This window comes from Rufibacter sp. XAAS-G3-1 (genome assembly GCF_013623775.1).
GTDB lineage: Bacteria > Bacteroidota > Bacteroidia > Cytophagales > Hymenobacteraceae > Nibribacter.
In genome coordinates, this window is record NZ_JABFAM010000010.1 from 91389 (window position 1) to 109647 (window position 18259).

Consider the following 18259-nt stretch of genomic DNA (forward strand, 5'->3'; position numbering starts at 1 on the left):
CACACTAAAAATGACGATCCGGACAAACCTTTTCTTACAGAGCCGTCTTCTTCCGCTCTCTATTATAGTTGTTTTGTTTTTGGTCTACGCCTTGTTCCCTACCCAGAACCCCACCTCAGATGCCTATGATTATGCGGCGTGTGTGCGGTGGCAAGTTGATTTGTGGCAGCCGCACCATTTGCTGTACAACATCACCGGCTTGGGTATTTACACGCTTCTGAAGGAATTTAAGATGCATGTGCCGCCGCTGGAAGTAATGCAGTTCTTGAACAGTGTCTTTGCAGGCGCAAGCCTTTTGGTTCTTTGGCGCATTCTGGCCCAATTGCAAAAAGAGGGGAAGGTACAGGCTGGTTTGCTTTTGTTGGCGGGTGCCAGCCTGGGAACCATGCGGTACGCCACCGAAAATGAAACGTACATCATCCCTCTCTTCTGCTCTTTACTTGGTTCTTATTTTTGGCTGCGTTTTCATCTAAACGGCCAGAAAACGGATGTCCTTTGGGGCGGTTTCTGGGCGGCTTTCGCTTGTCTGTACCATCAGGTACATTTCTTTTGGTGGCTGGGTTTATCCCTTTCTTTCCTGCTTTCTCCCCAGCAGAATGGAAAGCAGCTTCTTTGGTTTCTGCTGCCCGCGTTGGTGGTGCCGCTGGGCTATGCAATAGTGTTGTACCTCCAGCACATCCCCTTCTCGCAGGCGCACCGTTTCGTTTTCCTGGACTTTTACAAAGGCGAAGTTGAAACCACTATTACTTCCAGGCACTTCCTGCTCACGGGTATCTCTTTCCTCAGAACGTTTCTGGAAGTACACGGCCGCCTGTATTTTCTGGTAAAGCAGCACATACTTTACATAATTCCTGCAATAATTACCTTTACAGTGTTGTTTATACCCTGCCGGAACCTTCTTTTAAACTGGAAGAACACTTTCCTACAACACAAGGCTGTTTTCAGGACGTTTGCCTTCATTCTGGTGCTACAGGTACTGTTTGCGTGGTATGCGGTGGGCAACGCGGAGTTCATGGTCATGGTGCCGGTACTCACGGCTATTCTGGCCGGGTGTTTTACCTACCGCAGCAGCCAGTATTTGTTTCTGGCAGGTGCGGGGCTTTTCGTGTGGAATACGGTGTACGCAGTGCTGCCCAATTACTTTTCTACCTATACCAACCATGCCTGCGTTCTTAGGCTGGTGCAGCAACAGCCTACCGCCGTTCTTTTGCTGCAGGACAAGAATGCGTTTGATGCTTACCTCTTCTATCACACCGGCCAATATCATTCCAACGCCTATGAGATTACCGCCAAGCCACAGGTTCTAACCAAGGCCATTACTCAGGCCCAGACGCGTCAACAACCCATTGTGACAGATTTCTCAACCGGGGCAGCAGTCCTAAACCGCGCCTGGTTCCTGAATGACAGTTCCCCCAGTCAGTTCTTTCGGCAGTTCCAACTTCAGCCCATTACCTCTTGTCCTACTTTCTATGGTGAAAAGGAATTGAAATCAATTTCCGTTCTCCCGGGTGCCCATTAGTTAGATAGAACTTCCGGTTGGCTGTTGGCTTGTTCTGATCTACAAAGCCAAAATGCGGACATGTCTTAAAGTAAAATACTAAGTACAAGCTATTAACTTCATGTAACAGAGCCCATAGGTTGAAGTATAAAAGAGACATGGCTGCTATCCAACACCTGCTAGACGTGTACGCCGAGAGCCACCGCAACGGCACCCATAAACTCATTCACCTGCTCTGCGTTCCGGCCATCATGACCAGTCTGGTGAGCTTGATCTGGGCTATTCAGGTGCCGGAGTTCTTCCAGAACCTGCTTTTCGTTTTCAACTGGGGAATTCTGTTTGTGCTGCTGCGCATGGCCTATTCCGTGGCCCTCTCCAGGCTGGCCCTGGGCATGATCCTGGTCACCTAGTTTTTCCTTTGGATTGTGTAGCAGTTAGATCAGGTACAACAACTGCCGCTTTGGGTTTTATGCCTGCTCATTTTTGTGGTGGCCTAGGTAGGGTAGTTTATAGGGCACAAGATGGAAGGCGAGAAACCTTCGTTTTTAAAAGACCTCCAGTTTCTGCCCATCGGCCCGGTGTGGCTGCTAAGCTTTATCTACCAGAAAATAGGAATCAGGTATTGAGTTTGCCTGAATTCAGCCTAGTTTTAGTAAAACAGCCATAAAACGAAGCTTCTTCCTGTCAGATTATCTTAGAGCTTGTTTAAATTTCATCTTTGCGCTACAAACGACCATAAAAAGAACCTGCGTTAACCTTTTTCTCGCACCGTAGCGCTGCTACGCTGCTCAAAAAACGCTTCCGCAGAACCTTTCTCTGGCCGTTTTCGCCAGCAAACCTCAAATTTAAACAAGCTCTTAAATCATCTACAAGTTGTTTGGTTGTCCTGGAAAAGAATTTGTTTTACTCGCTCGCGTCCCGCGAGCGTGATTCTGGTTTAAGGTTTTTTTTTCTTCACTAAGGCTTATTGTTTTTACTTGAATATCAGCTTTTTACTTTCTGGTTTTCAACCTCATTTCATGAAATATGATTAAGAAACCGGAAATACGTTTCCTAACCCATTGAGCAGGTTTGAAGACGATAACCATGGGATAGAAATTCAGATTTATATCGCTAAATGTCTTCGGCCAGCGTTCTCATGAAACAAAATCTTCGCAATTCCATAATAGAGTTAGTTCCCGGGTTACTACCTTTGCGTTGCCGTTAAACCCTTGAAGAGATTTGCCACCATATTGCTTGTAGGCCTGATGCTGACCACGGCGTTCAGCAAAATCTTTATTGTGCTGGATTATGAGGCAAACAAAGATTTCATTTCAAAATTTCTTTGCATTAACCGTGCAACTCCCAAGCTGCAATGCAACGGGAAGTGCTACCTCGTTAAAAAAATGAAGAAGGCAGATCAGGACGGAAGTTCTTCTGCCAAAGACCAAAAAGAGAAGCAGGTAATTACCCTGTTCTATCAGCCGCTGGCAAGCCCAGGCGCAATTCCGCGAATTCCCCAAACCATTTCCTATGCGGTTTCACCGGAAGACCGTCCGGTTGGAGTGCCGCTCTCCATTTTCCATCCGCCAAAGCCTACGGTATAGGGTGAAGTGAACGTGGGTGTAACCCACCCAGGCGCTAGCTGCTACGGGGTATTTCACCCCGCAAATACGGCTGCACTTGCTTTTTACAACCGTCAAGGCTTTTCTATGCAAAAATTTATATCAGGATTCATCCTCTGTGTGATGTTGTCCTTCCATGCGCACGCCCAATTCACGGTGAAAGGGCGGGTAATAGACGCGTATACCAAAGAAGCGCTGGTGGGTGCTTCCGTCTCTCTAAACCAAAGCACCACGGGTACCGTCAGTGGCCGTGATGGCAGTTTCACCGTTTCTACCAGCCAGCCGCCAGCCTCTCTGCTGGTTTCTTATCTGGGGTACATCACCCAGGAGATGCAGGTGAAGGGGGAATTTGTGCTGGTGTCACTGGTGCCCTCGGCCAACCAGCTGAACCAGGTGGTGGTGTCGGCCAGCCGGGAGGCGCAGGTTCGTACCCAGACTCCGGTGGCCATCAGTTCCATCTCCAGCCAGGTGCTGCATGACACCAAGGCCACCACGCTAGACCAAGTCCTCAACAAGGTGAGCGGCGTGTACATGGTGAACCTGGGCAACGAGCAGCACACCATGGCCATTCGGCAACCCATTGGCTACAAAAGTCTGTTCCTTTATTTGGAAGACGGCATTCCCATCCGTACCTCCGGCGATTTTAACCACAACGCACTCATTGAAATCAACATGGCGGCCTTGAAAACCATTGAGGTGATCAGGGGGCCGGCTTCGTCGCTGTACGGGAGTGAGGCCATCGGCGGAGCCGTCAACTTCATCACGCAGGCCCCGGCCTCGGTGCCCACCGCCAAAGTACAACTGGAAACCAGTAACCAGGGCTACCGAAGAACCGATTTCAGCGCCTCCAACACCTTGGGGAAAGTGGGAATTTACGCCGGGGGCTATTACGCGGCGCAGCGCGACGGCATCATCAGCCACAGCGATTTCGATAAACTGGCTTTCACCCTGCGGGCCGATTACCGCATCAATGACCGCAGTAAATGGGTCACCTCGGCCACACTGGTAGACTACCAAACCGACCAGACCGGCGGATTGGACAGCACCCGTTTCTTCCGGAAGGAATACAGCAGCCAGCAGACGTTCACGTACCGCAAGGTGAACGCCCTGCGCCTGAGAAGCACGCTGGAGCACGCCTGGGATGCCACAAACCACACCCAAGCCACGCTGCTTTTCCGGCAGAACGCCATTGGGCAGAACCCGTTTTACGCCATTTCCAATGTGCGGGGTAATCCCCTGAAAGCGACCGGCGAGATCAATGAAGATGCGTTTGCCAGCTACGGGTTTATTGCCCAGCACCGCAAATCGTTTCCGTTTCTGAACGCCTCGCTCATTGCCGGCCTTTCCGCCGATTATAGTCCGGCCACCTACACTGCTCGTTTCATTGACGTAGACCGCAGCGAAGCGGGCGTTTACACCGGCTTTACGGCTAGTGACTCGCTGCTCACCCACTACGCCGTAGATTTGCTGAACACTGCCCTCTACACCCAGGCCGAGATTTCACCGGTAGACCAGTTGAAACTGGTGGCGGCCCTGCGGTACGACCGGCTGGATTACACGTTCAACAATTACCTGCCGCCCTCGGCGTTTACCGGCGCGCCAGACGAAAAGAATGGCTACAAGCAGTTCTCGCCCAAGCTGGGCCTCACCTATGATTTCGGGAAGAGCAACGGGGTTTACGCCAACTACAGCCTGGGTTTTGCGCCGCCCCAAATCACCGAACTGTACCGCGGCGTACAAGTGCCCACGCTCCAGCCTTCAGACTACCGCAGCTACGAAGTGGGCGGCTGGTGGAGTTTTCTGCAGCACAAAGCCTACCTGGACGTGAGCGTCTACCAAATGGAAGGCACCAATGAAATTATATCGGTACGGCTGGACGATGGCTCTTACCGAAACCAAAACGCCGGCAGTACCCGCCACCGGGGCGTGGAATACACGCTGCACTACACGCCCCTGGAAGCGCTTTCCCTCAGAGGCAGCGGCACCAACGCCCGGCACTGGTTTCTGGAGTATGTAGAAAGAGGGGCAAATTACTCGGGCAATGAAATGGCCACCGCGCCCAACTTTATCTGTAACGCCGAGGTGACCTACAAGCCCGGTTTTCTGAAAGGCCTACGGCTTAACCTGGAGTGGCAACGCGTTGGCGAATACTTCATGGACGCCGTTAACAGCGAATCTTACAAGGGCTACCATCTGTTCAACGCCCGGGTGGGCTACACGTTCCGGGGGTTTGAGGCCTGGGTGAACGCCATCAACCTCTCCAACGAACTCTACGCCACCACCGTGGACAAGTACTCCTATGGCAAAAGCTACCGACAGGGTATTCCGCGCACGTTCAATGTGGGCATCGGTTACCAGTTCACTGCTAAAGGACAGTAATACTACACAGCCCTAAACAGCTATGCAGCCATTCCCCTAATCCAGCATTTTGTCCATCCTGAACGTATCTTGTGGGCGAACTAGAAAGACATCAAATAAATGCCTTTGCCGTTCGCTCACAAGTTCTTCAAAATAAAAAAATGGGTTTATGGGCTGTTTCTCTGATTTTAGGGCCAAACAGCACCAACCGGTTTTAGGCCTCTTTTCCCAAAAACAGCCCTTAAACGAATTTCTCCAACAAAAAACCTTTCCGTTAAGACACGCATGAAATCATTTTGTATCAAGCCAATTGCCTTTTTAAGTGTACTCGTTCTTTTACTAACCGGCTGCCAGCCGAAGCCTGCGGAGGAGGAACTAACGGTGAAAAGGATTTCCCTGGCGAACCTGAAAGCCTCCTGCCCTTACCTCACCAAAGACCACCAAGGCAACCCGGTGTTGTGCTGGGTGCAGGCGCAGGACACGACGGGGAACTTTCTGTTGATGTACGCCCGCTCCGCGGATGGCGGCAAAACCTTTGGGCAGGCAACAGCCATTCCTACCTCTGTCGGCGTTTATCCGCACGATGAGAATCTATCCAAGCTGCTGTTCAAACCCAACGGCGACCTGCTGGCCATGTTTGCCGTGCAAAATCCGAACCCCGAGAACACCTACGCCGGTCTGGTGAAATACTCCCAGTCTTTTGACGGCGGAAAAACCTGGACGGCAGCCCGCCAATTGGCGCAGGATGCCCAGAACAGCATTGATGAACGGTACTTTGACATCGCCCTGCTGCCCACCGGCGAAGTGGCCGCCATCTGGCTGGACTCGCGCAAGAACACGCCCAAAGAAGGCTCCAGCCTTTATTTCTCCAGCACCAGCGGCCGCCACGGGTTTACCTATGAGAAAGTGATTGACCAACAGCTCTGCCAATGCTGCCGCACCGATTTGTTTGTAGACGGAAACGGCCAGCTTCACGCCGCCTACCGCGCCATCCTCAACGACAGCATCAGAGACATGATGCACCTGGTTTCGGCTGATAACGGCCAAACCTTCATGCCGCGCGAGCGCATCAGCCCAGACAATTGGGTGATTGATGGCTGTCCGCACACCGGCCCTACGCTGGCCTGGAACCAGAATGGCTTGCATGCCGCCTGGTACACCATGGGCGGGGGCAGGGGCGTGTTTTACAGCCATAAAAACGGAGAAGCCCCGTTCGCCCCGCGCGAGGCCGTTAGTCAGTTGCCCTCGGCCAAACACCCGCAACTCACCAGTTACGGCGAGAACCAACTGGCCTTGGTGTGGGATGAACAGGTACCTACCCCCGGCAAATTCAGCAGCCGGATTGGGTTACAACTCAGAGACACCTCGGGCAAACCCATCAAACATGCATACCTCACGGCTGACTCCACCAACACCACCCACCCCGTCATTCTGGGCCTGGACAATGCATCTATCCTGGTAGCCTACACCCAGAAGCAGGAGAAAAACAGTGAAGTTTGGTACCAGGTAGTAAAGCACGAAAAAACCAACTAATCCTTTCCTCAACTTCCTTCTGAAAGCAAGAGCGTTTCAAGTCTGTTTTTTGGAAAACAGACTTGAAACGCTCTTTGGGTAAATAGTAGTCATACCTCTATTTATTGAATGAGTGAATGAATGAGTGAATGGAGTGCGTTGGAAAGAGTTGGTGGAGCGTCAGAACCCACCCCCACCCCTCCGAGGAGGGGAATACGCCTTTGCTGGGGAATAGCGGCATTACAATTAATAACCGCTACTACGGCGCGGATTTACTTCCGTGACTTATGGAAGCATTATCGAAAGTCACGGAAGTAAATCCGCGCCGTAGTGCCATAGAAAAAGGGTTTTTCACTTACTTTCCCCAGTTCCAGTCTTCCCCGAGCGCGCCTCGCTTTTGGCCCTAGATAGACAAAATAGAAGAGAGACAAACCTTTCAGGCCGAAAGGGCAGTGCGAGAGGGGAAGACGGGGCCCCGCGGCCGTGAGCGCTTACCGCCAAAGATGAAACAATACAGCACTTGCACCCACGCAAAAAGCGGAAAAGCCAGGGGAACAGCAAGAGGCGTGCACCCACCAATACCTACGCAAAAAGCAGACAAGCCAGGGGAACAGCAAACTGCATACACCTATCTCTCCAAGGAAGCCAATCCCAGGCAGAGGCTAAACCGCAGAAATAAACCCATAAAAGTATAAAGAGCTTACTAAAGCAGGCCCTTCACCTTTTGCACTTCTGGCCTGTTTTTCAGAAAACAAGCCAAAAACAGGCTCCCACTACCCTTCAGACCGCAGCACTTCCAGCGGTGACCGGTTCACCACGGCTCGGCTGTTGAACAGCCCAATGAATACCGTTAGAGAGGAAATGAGCAGGAATAACAAAAGCACCGGCCAAAGTTCAGGCGTAAACGTGGTCTCAAAACTATACTTTGCCAGTGCCCAACTGCCAATCAAAGACAGGACAATGCCCGTTCCGGCAGCCAGGCCCCCTAAAAAGAAGTACTCCAGAGCGGTGATAAGGAAAATCTGTTTGCGGTTGGCGCCTAAGGTGCGGAGCAAGACACTTTCCTGCCTGCGCTGGTACTTGCTGATGAGCACCGAGGAAATGAGCACCACCAGTCCGGTAATGATGCTGAACCCGGCCATAAACCTGATTACAAAGCCAATCTTATCCAGCAGTTCATCCATCACACTCAGAATCAGTTCCAGGTCAATGATGGAAATATTGGGGAATTGCCGTACCACCGCCTGCTGAAATCTTGCCGAAGTTTCAGCGGTGGGCACTTTGGTCATGAGCACATGGAACTGTGGGGCGGCTTCCAGCACGCCTATTGGGAAAATCACCCTGAAATTGGTTTGGATGCGGTTCCAGTCTACTTCCCGTAGACTCCCTACCACCGTGGGAATAAGTGCGCCTTGCACGTTGAACACAATTTTATCGCCCACCTCTACCCTAATCCGCTCGGCGTAATTCTGGTCTAAGGAAACGTAGACGGTGTCTTCCGGGGAAAGTACTTTGCCGTGCCAGGTTCCTTCCACCACCCTTTCGGCATTAGTGAGAGTACTTCTAAAAGTAGATCTAATTTCGCGCTGGAAGGCCCGGGGGGAAACGCCGGCGGTGCTGTCTTCTTCCACCTGGTCGGCCGTGAGGCCGTTGATTTCCTCCATGCGCATGGTCACAATGGGCACCTCCTGCAGTACCGGCAATCCCTGTTGTTTGGTGAGCGCGGCTACGGCTTCCCGCTGCCCCTGCTGGATGTCAAACAAGACCATGTTGGGCTGGTTCTCGCGGGCCGACAGCGTCACTTGGTTCAATAAAATAGTTTGCACAAAATACAGCGTACTGATGAAGGCGGTGCCCAGCCCGATGGAAACAATAAGGATCAGCGTCTGGTTATTGGGCCGGAACAGGTTCGCCAGCCCCTGCCGCCAGAGGTAACTCCACGACTCGGGAAAGAACCGCCGCACCGTCCACATCAAGCCCCAAGCCATTCCGGTCAGAACCAGAAATCCGGCCAGAACACCTAAGGTAAAGTAAGCCGCCTCTCTCAGTTTTTCGGTCTGCAGGTACGTGAACCCGAAGATGAACAGCAGAATAAGGCCATATACCAACCATTTCAGCGGGTCTCTGAACATGCCGGTACTCTCCAATGACAACCGCAGTGTATTGAGCGGCGACACGTTTCTGATGCTTACCAGCGGCAGTAGCGAGAACAACAAGGAGATCATCAGCCCCAGTCCGATGCCCTGCAGAATGGCCAGCCACGAGATGGCGACGGTGATCTTAATGGGTAACATATCTTGCAACACCTGCGGCAACAACTGCTGCACCAAGGTTCCCAGCGCGGCCCCCAGTATAGACCCCAGCAACCCGATGCCCAGTATCTGAATCACGTAAATCAGGAAAGCCTGCGTGGCACTCACGCCCAGGCACCGCAGAATGGCAATGGAACGCAGTTTCTCCCTGATGTACACGTGAATGGCACTCGCCACGCCAATACTGCCCAACAGCAAAGCAATGAACCCTACCAAGGCCAGAAAACTGGTGAGATCCTTGAAAGAACGGCCCATGTCTTCGCGCTGCGTCTCAATGGTTTCGGTGTTCAGGGCTTCTTTCTCCAGCCGGGGCTCCAGCTTGTCTACCAGTTGCTTGATATTTGTGGGTGTATCATACTTGTAGTAGAAGAGGTAATTGATGCGGCTGCCCTTCTGTTCTAATCCCGTTTGCGGCAGAAAACGCAGTGGAATATACACCGCCGGAGCCACCGTGGCCGAAATGCCCGTCTGCCCCGGCGCTTTGTTCAGGATGCCGGCAATCTGGAACGTCACCTCGCCCACTTTGATGGAATCGCCAATCTGGGCATTAAACTGAAGCATAAGGGTTTTGTCTACCAGCGCCTGTTGTCCGTTCCGGAAGCTTTGGGCCGCAGAGGCGGGTACCGTCTCCAAGGCTCCGTAGTAGGGGAATTGACCTTCCAACGCCCGTATCTGCACCAATCTGGTGCCCTGACTTTTGGGGAACAGAATCATGGAGGCGAAGCTCCGTTCTCTGGAGCGGCGGTTGCCCAAGGAGTCTAGCAGCGGCAACATCTTAGGATCAACCGGCCGGTTACTCGATATCACCAGATCGGCCCCGATCAATTCCTTGGCCTGGTTGTCAATATCTGCGCGCAGGTTGTAGCCAAACGAGAAGATAGCCACCAACGCCGCTATGCCCAGTATGATGGACGAGATGAAAAGAAACAGCCGTGAACGGTTCCGGCGGCTATCTCGCCACGCCATCTGCACCAGCCACGGAAAATTGAGTTTATACATTCAGATAAGATCCTAATTACTAACTTACTACTTTGCAGCAGCACTTTAGCTTTTTTAATTTACAACGTTAATATTTAACCGCCAGAAGAAAGACTTTCTAATGCCTCACAAAAGGCAGCATCTTCAAATCTCCTAATTTTCAAATCTTCAAATTTACACCCCAGTCAGTTCATCAGACACCAGCTTACCGCCTTTTACCCGCAGAATGCGTTGGGTTTTGGAGGCTAGCTCAGCGTCATGGGTTACTAAGACCAGGGTGGTGCCCGCTTCGCGGTTGAGGTCGAAGATGAGTTTGACTATTTTCTCGCTCGTCTCGGCATCCAGGTTACCGGTGGGTTCATCGGCGAAAAGGATTTTGGGTTTGTTGGAGAAAGCCCGGGCCAGCGACACCCGCTGCTGCTCGCCACCCGATAGTTGGGAGGGATAATGGTGGGCCCTATCCGTCAGGCCTACTTTGTCCAGCAGTTCCAGGGCCTGGGGTTTGATGTTCTTCTCCCCCCTGAGTTCCAAGGGCACCATCACGTTTTCCAGGGCCGTGAGGGTGGGCAGGAGTTGGAAGTTCTGGAAAATAAAGCCCACGTATTGGTTTCTGACCTGCGCGCGCGCATCTTCACTGAGGGTGTCTAACCGGATGCCATTTAGCTCCACCAACCCTGAACTGGAACGATCCAGCCCCGCACACAAGCCCAACAGTGTGGTTTTCCCGCTGCCCGATGGCCCCACTATAGAGATGGTGGCTTTTTCCTCTACGCTGAAGTTGATGTTGTCCAGTACCGTTAAGGTGTGGCCGGTACTTTGGTAAGTTTTGGTAAGATCCTGAATATGCAGAATGGGTGTCACAAGCAATGGTTTGAGTAAGGATAAGATTAGTTCACTTGCCGTACAAGCAAACGGCAAATTACAGAACAGGATTTAAAATCCTTTGTTTAAAACCCAAACGGCAGAAACTAGTTATAAAGTACTTTCTTTGCTTGTGAACAAGAAAACGAAGCAACATGTATAAACCAACTTTCATTTACCTGCTGCTCTTAGTTTGGTGGGGTACTGGCTGCGCCGAAAAAGGCAACACGCAGGACAAAACGAACCCCGGAACCAATCAGGAAACCACTAACAAGGCCCCTCAAGCTATGAAAAATATCCTCTTCTTCGGTAACAGCCTCACCGCCGGGTACGGCCTTAACTCGTCTACAGAGTCCTTTCCGGCTCTTATTCAGAAAAAGATAGATTCGCTGGACTGGCCGTACAAAGCCATCAACGCGGGCTTAAGCGGCGAAACCTCGGCGGGCGGCAAAAACCGGATCGACTGGCTTCTACGCCAACCGGTAGATGTATTTGTGCTGGAATTGGGGGCCAATGACGGACTTAGAGGTATCCCTCCCTCAGAAACGAAGAAGAACCTGCAAGCCATTGTAGACAAGGTACGCGCCAAATACCCCGAGGCCAAGTTGGTCATGCTGGGCATGGAAGTGCCCCCCAGCATGGGCGGTGCTTACGCGGGCGAGTTCCGGGTGATTTTCCGGCAATTAGCCAATGAAAACAACATGGCCCTGGTGCCTTTCCTGCTGGAAGGCGTGGGCGGAGTCCGCTCCCTGAACCAACCAGACGGCGTACACCCCACCGCCGCCGGACAGAAAATCCTGGCCAGCAATGTGTGGGAAGTACTGAAAGACGTACTGTAACGTACTTGCATCCCATACAAAGCCCTTCCGTTTAGAGGCTGATTTCATGAAATCAGCCTCTAAACGGAAGGGCTTTGTATGGGTACTTTTTAGAAAATCCGTTGAAAAGGGAACTGCTTTATTGTCTAGTCCATAAAACCTTTAAATTGAAACGGAAAGTGTAAAGCTTTAAAGTATTATTGCAGAAGTAAAACACCCCTATTTTTTATAATCCCGTCAAAGTGCAGATAACCGGAGGTGGTATGTTTATATTGTAGTTGGTGGTAATTTAAAGAATGAAAGAAGCCCATATTAGCTTTCGGGATTGGAAGCTTAATGCAGACAAAGAACTGACCGCACAAACCTACTTGGAATTTGAACATTCCAGTGCTGAAAGTTGCGGCTGTGATTACTGCAAGAATTTCGTAGAGCAAAGAGAACAGATTTTCCCCGAAGAAGTGAAAAAGCTGTTCTCAAATCTTGGGATAGACTTTAAAAAGGAAATAGAAGTAAGTGAGTTCGCAAAGCTTGAGAACGGACTACATTATTACAGCGGCTGGTTTCATTTCAAAGGCGACTTTGAAGGGAAAGACTGTACTGTGCCTCTGCAAAACGGCGGACACACACTCGAATTAACAAGTATCACGGAGAACTTCAGCATCGGATTCCGTCGCGACAGCGCATTGACACCTTTTAAGGACACTGACAGAATAGTTCAGATTGAGTTTGACTGTAACATTCCTTGGGTCTTGTCAAATGAGCCGGAGTAAAAAGAAAAACTAATGCCAACGCCTGGTATAAAAGTCAGCATCGGCCGACGGCCTAGCACGTTTTTTATACTAACCATTGGCGGCATGTAAATCATAAAAAGAAAGATAAATATTCTTTACGAGACAGAATTACTCTTAATAGAGAGAGCTACAAAAGTTGCTTCCTCCGTGGCCCAAAGGTTTTCTTGATCCTTGCTCCATAAAAGCCTCAAAAAGCACTTGCCGGTCAGGCCTTGGCAGTGCCATGACAGCAGTTTGAGCTCTATTCGGGGTGAAGCGCAGCAGTTTCGGCAGGTTGTAGGCCGCAGCGCTAACTGCATTCCTTTCTGTGCCTGTCTGATGCCCCTGGTGTTGATCTTCGCAACAGCGGCCGAAGTGGCAAAAGATACTCTACTCGCCCTTTAAGGGTCATAAAACAAATTAAAAGTTCATAAACATGAGCAAACTTACCTTGATTCCTGTTTTAATTTTTGCATTAACCTCTTGCAAGGATGACGAGATAGAAACATACGAGACTACGATGCGGGTGAACTCCTATAGACAAGCCTGCCAAGCAGTTGGTGAGATGAATTGCTATCTGGTACAAGAAGGCAATCAAATAGGAACTAGCGACTGGAGCCTTTTTTATAACGGGATAGTAGGCTTTCAGTATGAAGAAGGTTTCATCTACACTTTGAAAGTAAGAGTTGAAAAAGTGGAAAACCCACCTGCTGATGGGTCAAGCCGCGGGTATACGCTTATAGAAGTTATATCTAAGGAAAAGGTATAGTTGACTCAGGAACATATTTCCATTCTGTTTTTCTGAAATTAAGGCAAAACCAGATGCGTCCTTGTCCTTACATTCAAGAAGAAGAACAGATGGCGCTGGAAACTCTTTTTCGAGCTCTTTTCCTGAAAACAGGCCAGAAACGAGAAAAACTGCACGATCATTGCAGAAGAAAAACTAAACTTAGCTTCGTGTAAGCGGCAGCTACGGCCTCCACCGCCGCTTACACGATAGCCTCAACTTTCTTGAGGCCATCGTCTTACTAAAAAGCTATACTTCAACTAAGCTACTAACTGGCCACCAACTGCCAAGAGGCCGGAATCTCCGCTACCGGTAGTCCTTCTCTTTCCAGTTTATCCACTAAACGGGTCAAATCTGAGAAGCTTTCCAGCACGAAGTAGGCCTCCGGTGTTTCTCCGGCTTTGTATGGCTGTCCTAGTAAGTCTTCCAACACCATAGGTCTCCAGGCGTATTCGCTTTTCATGGCTAATTCGGCTACCGGGGCGTTTGAAAGTAAGTTGGCACCAAACAAGGTCACCTTTCCGTGTTCATCGCGCAAAAGTCCGTTGCCCAGAACATGCTGCGCCAGACGCCATAGCAGGTCAGTAACGGTAGGGTCTTTGTGCGGTAAAGACAACTGTCCCAACCGCTGCATGAAATCGGCTACCTCGGGCTGAAGAAGCCAAGGCAAATGGCTGAACAAATCCTGGAACATATCTTTCTCGCCCTGCAAACGCAAATCCACGTCTGGGTGCACGCGCAGCGAAGTGACCGCCGGAAACTTCTGCCTGGCCCATCTTGCTAATACTTGTCTCGGGCGCAAAGGCTCCTCTACTGCCACCAACTCCCATTCGGTGAGCCGCCGTAAGTGAAAGTTCACCTTAGTGAATTCAGGAATAAAATAAGCCTTCAGTTCCAGCGCGTTGACCCCGTTCCAAAAAGGCGCGGAGACCGCGGCAGAAAGTGCTTCTGCCCGCTTGGTGTACAAGATGTTCCAGGTTTGCTGCTGCCGGATGGTGTACTGGTGGTACTGTTGCTGATACATGGCGTTGGTACATAAAAAAAGCCTGGTTCCGTTTACCGGAACCAGGCTTTATAGTGGGTTATATTCTTTCTAAGTCATTCAGTTAGAAGTAGCCCATACAGTCCTTGCTCCGGTACGCGGCGCGTACGGTTTGCAATTGACCATAATGAGTGAAAGGGCTAATGTTCTCATAACTGAAACTAATATAGAGACTTTCCTTTATAAAAGCAATAGTTTTTACGAATATTTTGAATTTGGGTTCAAGCCAGTCAGTAAAGAAGCAAGGCATTTCATCTCAACGGCTTCTGCGTTTTAGGCCCGTTTTCCCTAAAACAGGCCCTAAACGCGTCAGAAAACCTCCCCTCTCTGCGGGAGCGCATTTCTTTGCTTGCTGTTCGGGAGTTCTACTCCCGAACCTACCTGCTGCGGAGTGGAACTCCACCAGGAGCCACGGGCAGGTGTCGCATAAAAAGGAGAGTAGAACTCCCCGGCAGGTTGCTTCCGGAGTTCCACTCCGGAAGAGCAGTTCCCGCGTTTACGGCCTGTTTACCTCAAAAGAGCCCCTAAACGCATCTGCAGGCTGGGGTGAGATATGATCAAAATTGCTTAGGCCAGTTCTTTCCTAAGCGCAAACGTTTTCCGCATTTTCTTGATCAGGCGCTCAGATTCCGTGAAACTGAGGGTCTGGGCTCCGTCTGAGGCGGCTTCTTCGGGCTTCTCGTGGGTTTCATAGATGATGCCATCGGCACCGGCCATGATAGCCGCCAAGGCCATCGGCTCCACATATTCCCTTATGCCGATGCCGTGCGAAGGATCAACAATCACCGGTAAGTGGGTTTTCTCTTTCAGGATGGGAATAGCGTTCAAGTCCAAGGTGTTGCGGCTGGCGGTTTCGTAGGTTCTGATGCCGCGTTCGCAGAGCATCAGCTTTTCGTTGCCGCCGGAGAAGATGTATTCCGCGGAGTACAGCAGTTCATCAATGGTACCCGAGATGCCGCGCTTCAGCAAGACCGGTTTGTCCACTTTTCCCAGTTCGTCCAGCAAGTTGAAGTTCTGCGTGTTGCGGGCTCCCACCTGGAACACATCGGTGTACGGTTCCATGTCGGCAATCTGTGACACCTGCATGACCTCGGTGACAACCTTGATGCCTTGGGCCCGGCACATGTCATAAAATAACTTCAGGCCTTCAATCCCGAGTCCGCGGAAGGAATACGGCGACGAACGGGGCTTGAACACGCCGCCGCGCATGAAACGCACGTTGTTGGCCACCAAATGCTGAATGGTTTTCTCAATCTGGGATTCGTTTTCAATGGAGCACGGGCCGGCCATGATGGTAAAATCGCCTTCCTGCACCTTCAGCCCATCGCCAAAATCAATAACGGTGGGGTTTACCTTCCATTTTCTGGAAACCAGCCGATAATCATCAGAGACAATGTGGATGTCTTTGATGCCCCGCAAATTCCCGATGGCCCGCACGTCAAACTCGGCTTTGCCGGTACCCACCAGGTAATGCCCCGCCTGGGTCACCACCTCAGTGGTTTTGTACTTCAATTCTTGGGCCTTGTGTACAATGGCCGCTTTGTCCTCGGGACGTATATCTGAATGTAGTTGGATTAACATTTTTGTTGATTTGGAGATGAGGTGATTTGAAGATGTGAAGATTGGGTAATGAGGAGATTTGAAGATGTGGAAATTTGAAGATTACAATAAATACATCAACTTCTCATTTCCAAATCTCCTCATTACCCAATCTTCACATCTATTTAAGTGTTTTTAGGAAAGAACGGACGTTTTCGCGCACTTCCTGGGGTTGCTGCAAGGCCTTGATGAAGGCGCTGCCGATGATGGCGCCGTGGGCGGAAAGGCAGGCCATTTCAAACGAAGGCTTGTCGCTGATGCCAAAGCCAATGAGCAACGGGTTTTTCAAACCGAGCTTCTGCACTTTGGAAAAGTACGCTTGCTGCGAATCGCTGGCTTGCACCTGACTGCCGGTGGTGCTGGCGCTGGACACCATGTAAATGAAGGAGTTGGTGAGCGCGTCTATCTGCCGGATTCTCGCCTCTGAGGTTTGCGGGGTAATCAGGAAGATGAGGCTGAGGCCGTGTTTCTCCAGAATGGGCTTGTATTCTTCCTCGTACTCGGCAAACGGAAGGTCGGGGAGAATGAGGCCGTCTACGCCAACGCGGGCGGCGTCTTCGCAGAAGCGCTCGAAGCCGTACTGCATCACCGGGTTCAGGTAGCCCATGAGAATAATGGGGAGCGTTACCCTTTCTCTGACTTGCTCTAATTGCTGCAATAACTTCTTGATGGACATCCCGTTTTCCAATGCCACCTGATTGCTGGCTTGAATAGTGGGCCCATCGGCGAGCGGGTCTGAGAAGGGCATTCCGATTTCCACCAAGTCTGCGCCAGCGGCTTCCAGTTCTTCCAGAATAGTCATCGTATCTTCCAGTTTAGGATAACCGGCGGTGAAGTAAATATTCAGTAGATTTCCGCTTTTCTCCTGGAACAGGCGCGTGAGTCTATTTTGAGGCATCTTGTTGTTCAAAGTAAGTGAGAATGGTACTAAGGTCTTTGTCGCCGCGGCCCGAGAGGTTCAGCACGACTACGTCATCGGGGCCCGCCTGTACTTCTTTCAATGCCGCTAAGGCGTGCGAGCTTTCAATGGCGGGGATAATTCCTTCCAGACGGCTTAACTCACGCAGGGCTTCCATGGCATCGGCGTCGGTAATGGCAATGAAACGGGCACGTCCGGTTTGGGCCAAATGCGCGTGCTGCGGGCCAACGCCCGGATAATCCAGTCCGGCGGAAATGGAATACGGCTCGGTAATCTGACCATCGTCGGTTTGCATGAGCAGGGTCTTGCTGCCGTGAATAATGCCCGTTTTCCCTAAAACAGAGGTAGCCGCCGAATGACCGGAATCCACGCCCAAACCAGCCGCTTCTACGGCAATTAATTGCACACTTTGTTCATCCAGGAAATGGTAAAAGGCACCGGCCGCGTTGGAACCACCGCCCACGCAGGCCACCACATAATCGGGCAACTCGCGTCCCTCCTTCTCCAGCAGCTGTTTTCTAATCTCTTCTGAAATAACGGACTGGAAACGGGCCACCATGTCGGGGTACGGGTGGGGGCCTACGACGGAGCCGATGATATAATGCGTGTCCTCGGGATGGTTTATCCAGTCGCGGATGGCTTCGTTGGTGGCGTCTTTCAGGGTTTGGGAACCGGAAGTGACGGGCACCACGGTTGCTCCCAGCAGGCGCATTTTCTCCACGTTGGGGCGCTGCCGCTCGGTGTCTATCTTGCCCATGTACACAATGCACTCCAGCCCGGCCAAAGCGCACACCGTGGCCGTAGCCACGCCGTGCTGACCGGCTCCGGTCTCCGCGATGATGCGGGTCTTGCCCAGACGTTTGGCCAGCAGAATCTGACCCACCGTGTTGTTGATTTTATGGGCGCCGGTATGGTTCAGGTCTTCCCGCTTCAGGTAAATTTTGGTGTTGTACTTTTCAGAAAGGCGCTTGGCGTGGTACAAGGGCGTGGGTCTGCCCACGTAATCCCGCAGGAGTTCCTGCATCTCCTCCTGGAAGGCAGGTTCCTGAATAATGGTAAGGTATTTTTCCCGCAGTTCTTCTACGTTAGGGTACAGCATTTCCGGGATGAAAGCCCCTCCAAATTGGCCATAGTAGCCGCGTTCATTTACTCCGTATTCCATTCCTTTGGTTTTAAGTTCTGAGGTGCCTTCCCATGAAAA

The 18259-nt window shown here is 51.1% G+C and carries 14 protein-coding genes; 8 read left to right on the forward strand and 6 right to left on the reverse strand.

Annotation, left to right across the window (positions count from 1 at the left end; genetic code table 11):
* Window positions 1–10 precede the first annotated feature (10 nt).
* The 5 genes from HHO50_RS13140 (at window position 11) to HHO50_RS13160 (ending at window position 6993) form a co-directional block, all read left to right on the forward strand.
* Entirely contained in the window at window positions 11–1519 is a 1509-nt protein-coding gene (locus HHO50_RS13140; RefSeq protein ID WP_181306519.1) for a hypothetical protein, read from the forward strand.
* 137 nt (window positions 1520–1656) lie between these two features.
* Window positions 1657–1908 (forward strand): Mpo1-like protein, encoded by a 252-nt coding sequence (locus HHO50_RS21325; RefSeq protein WP_255478728.1) that lies wholly within the window; start codon window positions 1657–1659, stop codon window positions 1906–1908.
* A 975-nt stretch (window positions 1909–2883) separates the two neighbouring features.
* Window positions 2884–3084, forward strand: a complete 201-nt coding sequence (locus HHO50_RS13150) for a hypothetical protein (protein ID WP_181306520.1) — start codon at window positions 2884–2886, stop codon at window positions 3082–3084.
* A gap of 105 nt (window positions 3085–3189) precedes the next feature.
* Window positions 3190–5481: a TonB-dependent receptor gene (locus HHO50_RS13155; protein ID WP_304621532.1), complete on the forward strand. Its 2292-nt coding sequence runs from the start codon at window positions 3190–3192 to the stop codon at window positions 5479–5481.
* Between the two features lie 264 nt (window positions 5482–5745).
* Window positions 5746–6993, forward strand: coding sequence for a sialidase family protein (locus HHO50_RS13160; RefSeq protein WP_181306521.1), 1248 nt, complete (start codon window positions 5746–5748; stop codon window positions 6991–6993).
* Between the two features lie 752 nt (window positions 6994–7745).
* Here HHO50_RS13160 and HHO50_RS13165 read toward each other — a convergent pair.
* Together HHO50_RS13165 and HHO50_RS13170 are read right to left on the reverse strand one after the other, a co-directional pair.
* Entirely contained in the window at window positions 7746–10283 is a 2538-nt protein-coding gene (locus HHO50_RS13165; protein ID WP_255478730.1) for an ABC transporter permease, read from the reverse strand.
* Window positions 10284–10436: 153 nt separating this feature from the next.
* Window positions 10437–11123 (reverse strand): ABC transporter ATP-binding protein, encoded by a 687-nt coding sequence (locus HHO50_RS13170; protein WP_181306522.1) that lies wholly within the window; start codon window positions 11121–11123, stop codon window positions 10437–10439.
* 155 nt (window positions 11124–11278) lie between these two features.
* Between HHO50_RS13170 and HHO50_RS13175 the strand changes: the two genes are divergently transcribed.
* From HHO50_RS13175 to HHO50_RS13185, 3 genes are all read left to right on the forward strand, one after another.
* A complete protein-coding gene (locus HHO50_RS13175; protein ID WP_181306523.1) occupies window positions 11279–11962 on the forward strand; it encodes an arylesterase in 684 nt (227 codons plus the stop codon).
* A gap of 275 nt (window positions 11963–12237) precedes the next feature.
* Window positions 12238–12711: a hypothetical protein gene (locus tag HHO50_RS13180; RefSeq protein ID WP_181306524.1), complete on the forward strand. Its 474-nt coding sequence runs from the start codon at window positions 12238–12240 to the stop codon at window positions 12709–12711.
* A gap of 436 nt (window positions 12712–13147) precedes the next feature.
* Window positions 13148–13480 (forward strand): DUF4377 domain-containing protein, encoded by a 333-nt coding sequence (locus HHO50_RS13185; RefSeq protein ID WP_219921546.1) that lies wholly within the window; start codon window positions 13148–13150, stop codon window positions 13478–13480.
* Between the two features lie 286 nt (window positions 13481–13766).
* Here HHO50_RS13185 and HHO50_RS13190 read toward each other — a convergent pair whose 3' ends face one another.
* The 4 genes from HHO50_RS13190 to trpB form a co-directional block, all read right to left on the reverse strand.
* On the reverse strand, window positions 13767–14522 hold the full coding sequence (locus HHO50_RS13190) for a hypothetical protein (RefSeq protein ID WP_181306525.1): 756 nt from the start codon (window positions 14520–14522) through the stop codon (window positions 13767–13769).
* A gap of 585 nt (window positions 14523–15107) precedes the next feature.
* Window positions 15108–16121, reverse strand: a complete 1014-nt coding sequence (gene aroF / locus HHO50_RS13195) for a 3-deoxy-7-phosphoheptulonate synthase (protein WP_181306526.1) — start codon at window positions 16119–16121, stop codon at window positions 15108–15110.
* Window positions 16122–16260: 139 nt separating this feature from the next.
* Window positions 16261–17037, reverse strand: coding sequence for a tryptophan synthase subunit alpha (trpA, locus tag HHO50_RS13200; RefSeq protein WP_181306527.1), 777 nt, complete (start codon window positions 17035–17037; stop codon window positions 16261–16263).
* On the reverse strand, window positions 17024–18220 hold the full coding sequence (gene trpB / locus HHO50_RS13205) for a tryptophan synthase subunit beta (protein WP_181306528.1): 1197 nt from the start codon (window positions 18218–18220) through the stop codon (window positions 17024–17026). The genes trpA and trpB overlap by 14 nt, the downstream gene beginning before the upstream one ends.
* Between the last annotated feature and the right edge of the window lie 39 nt (window positions 18221–18259).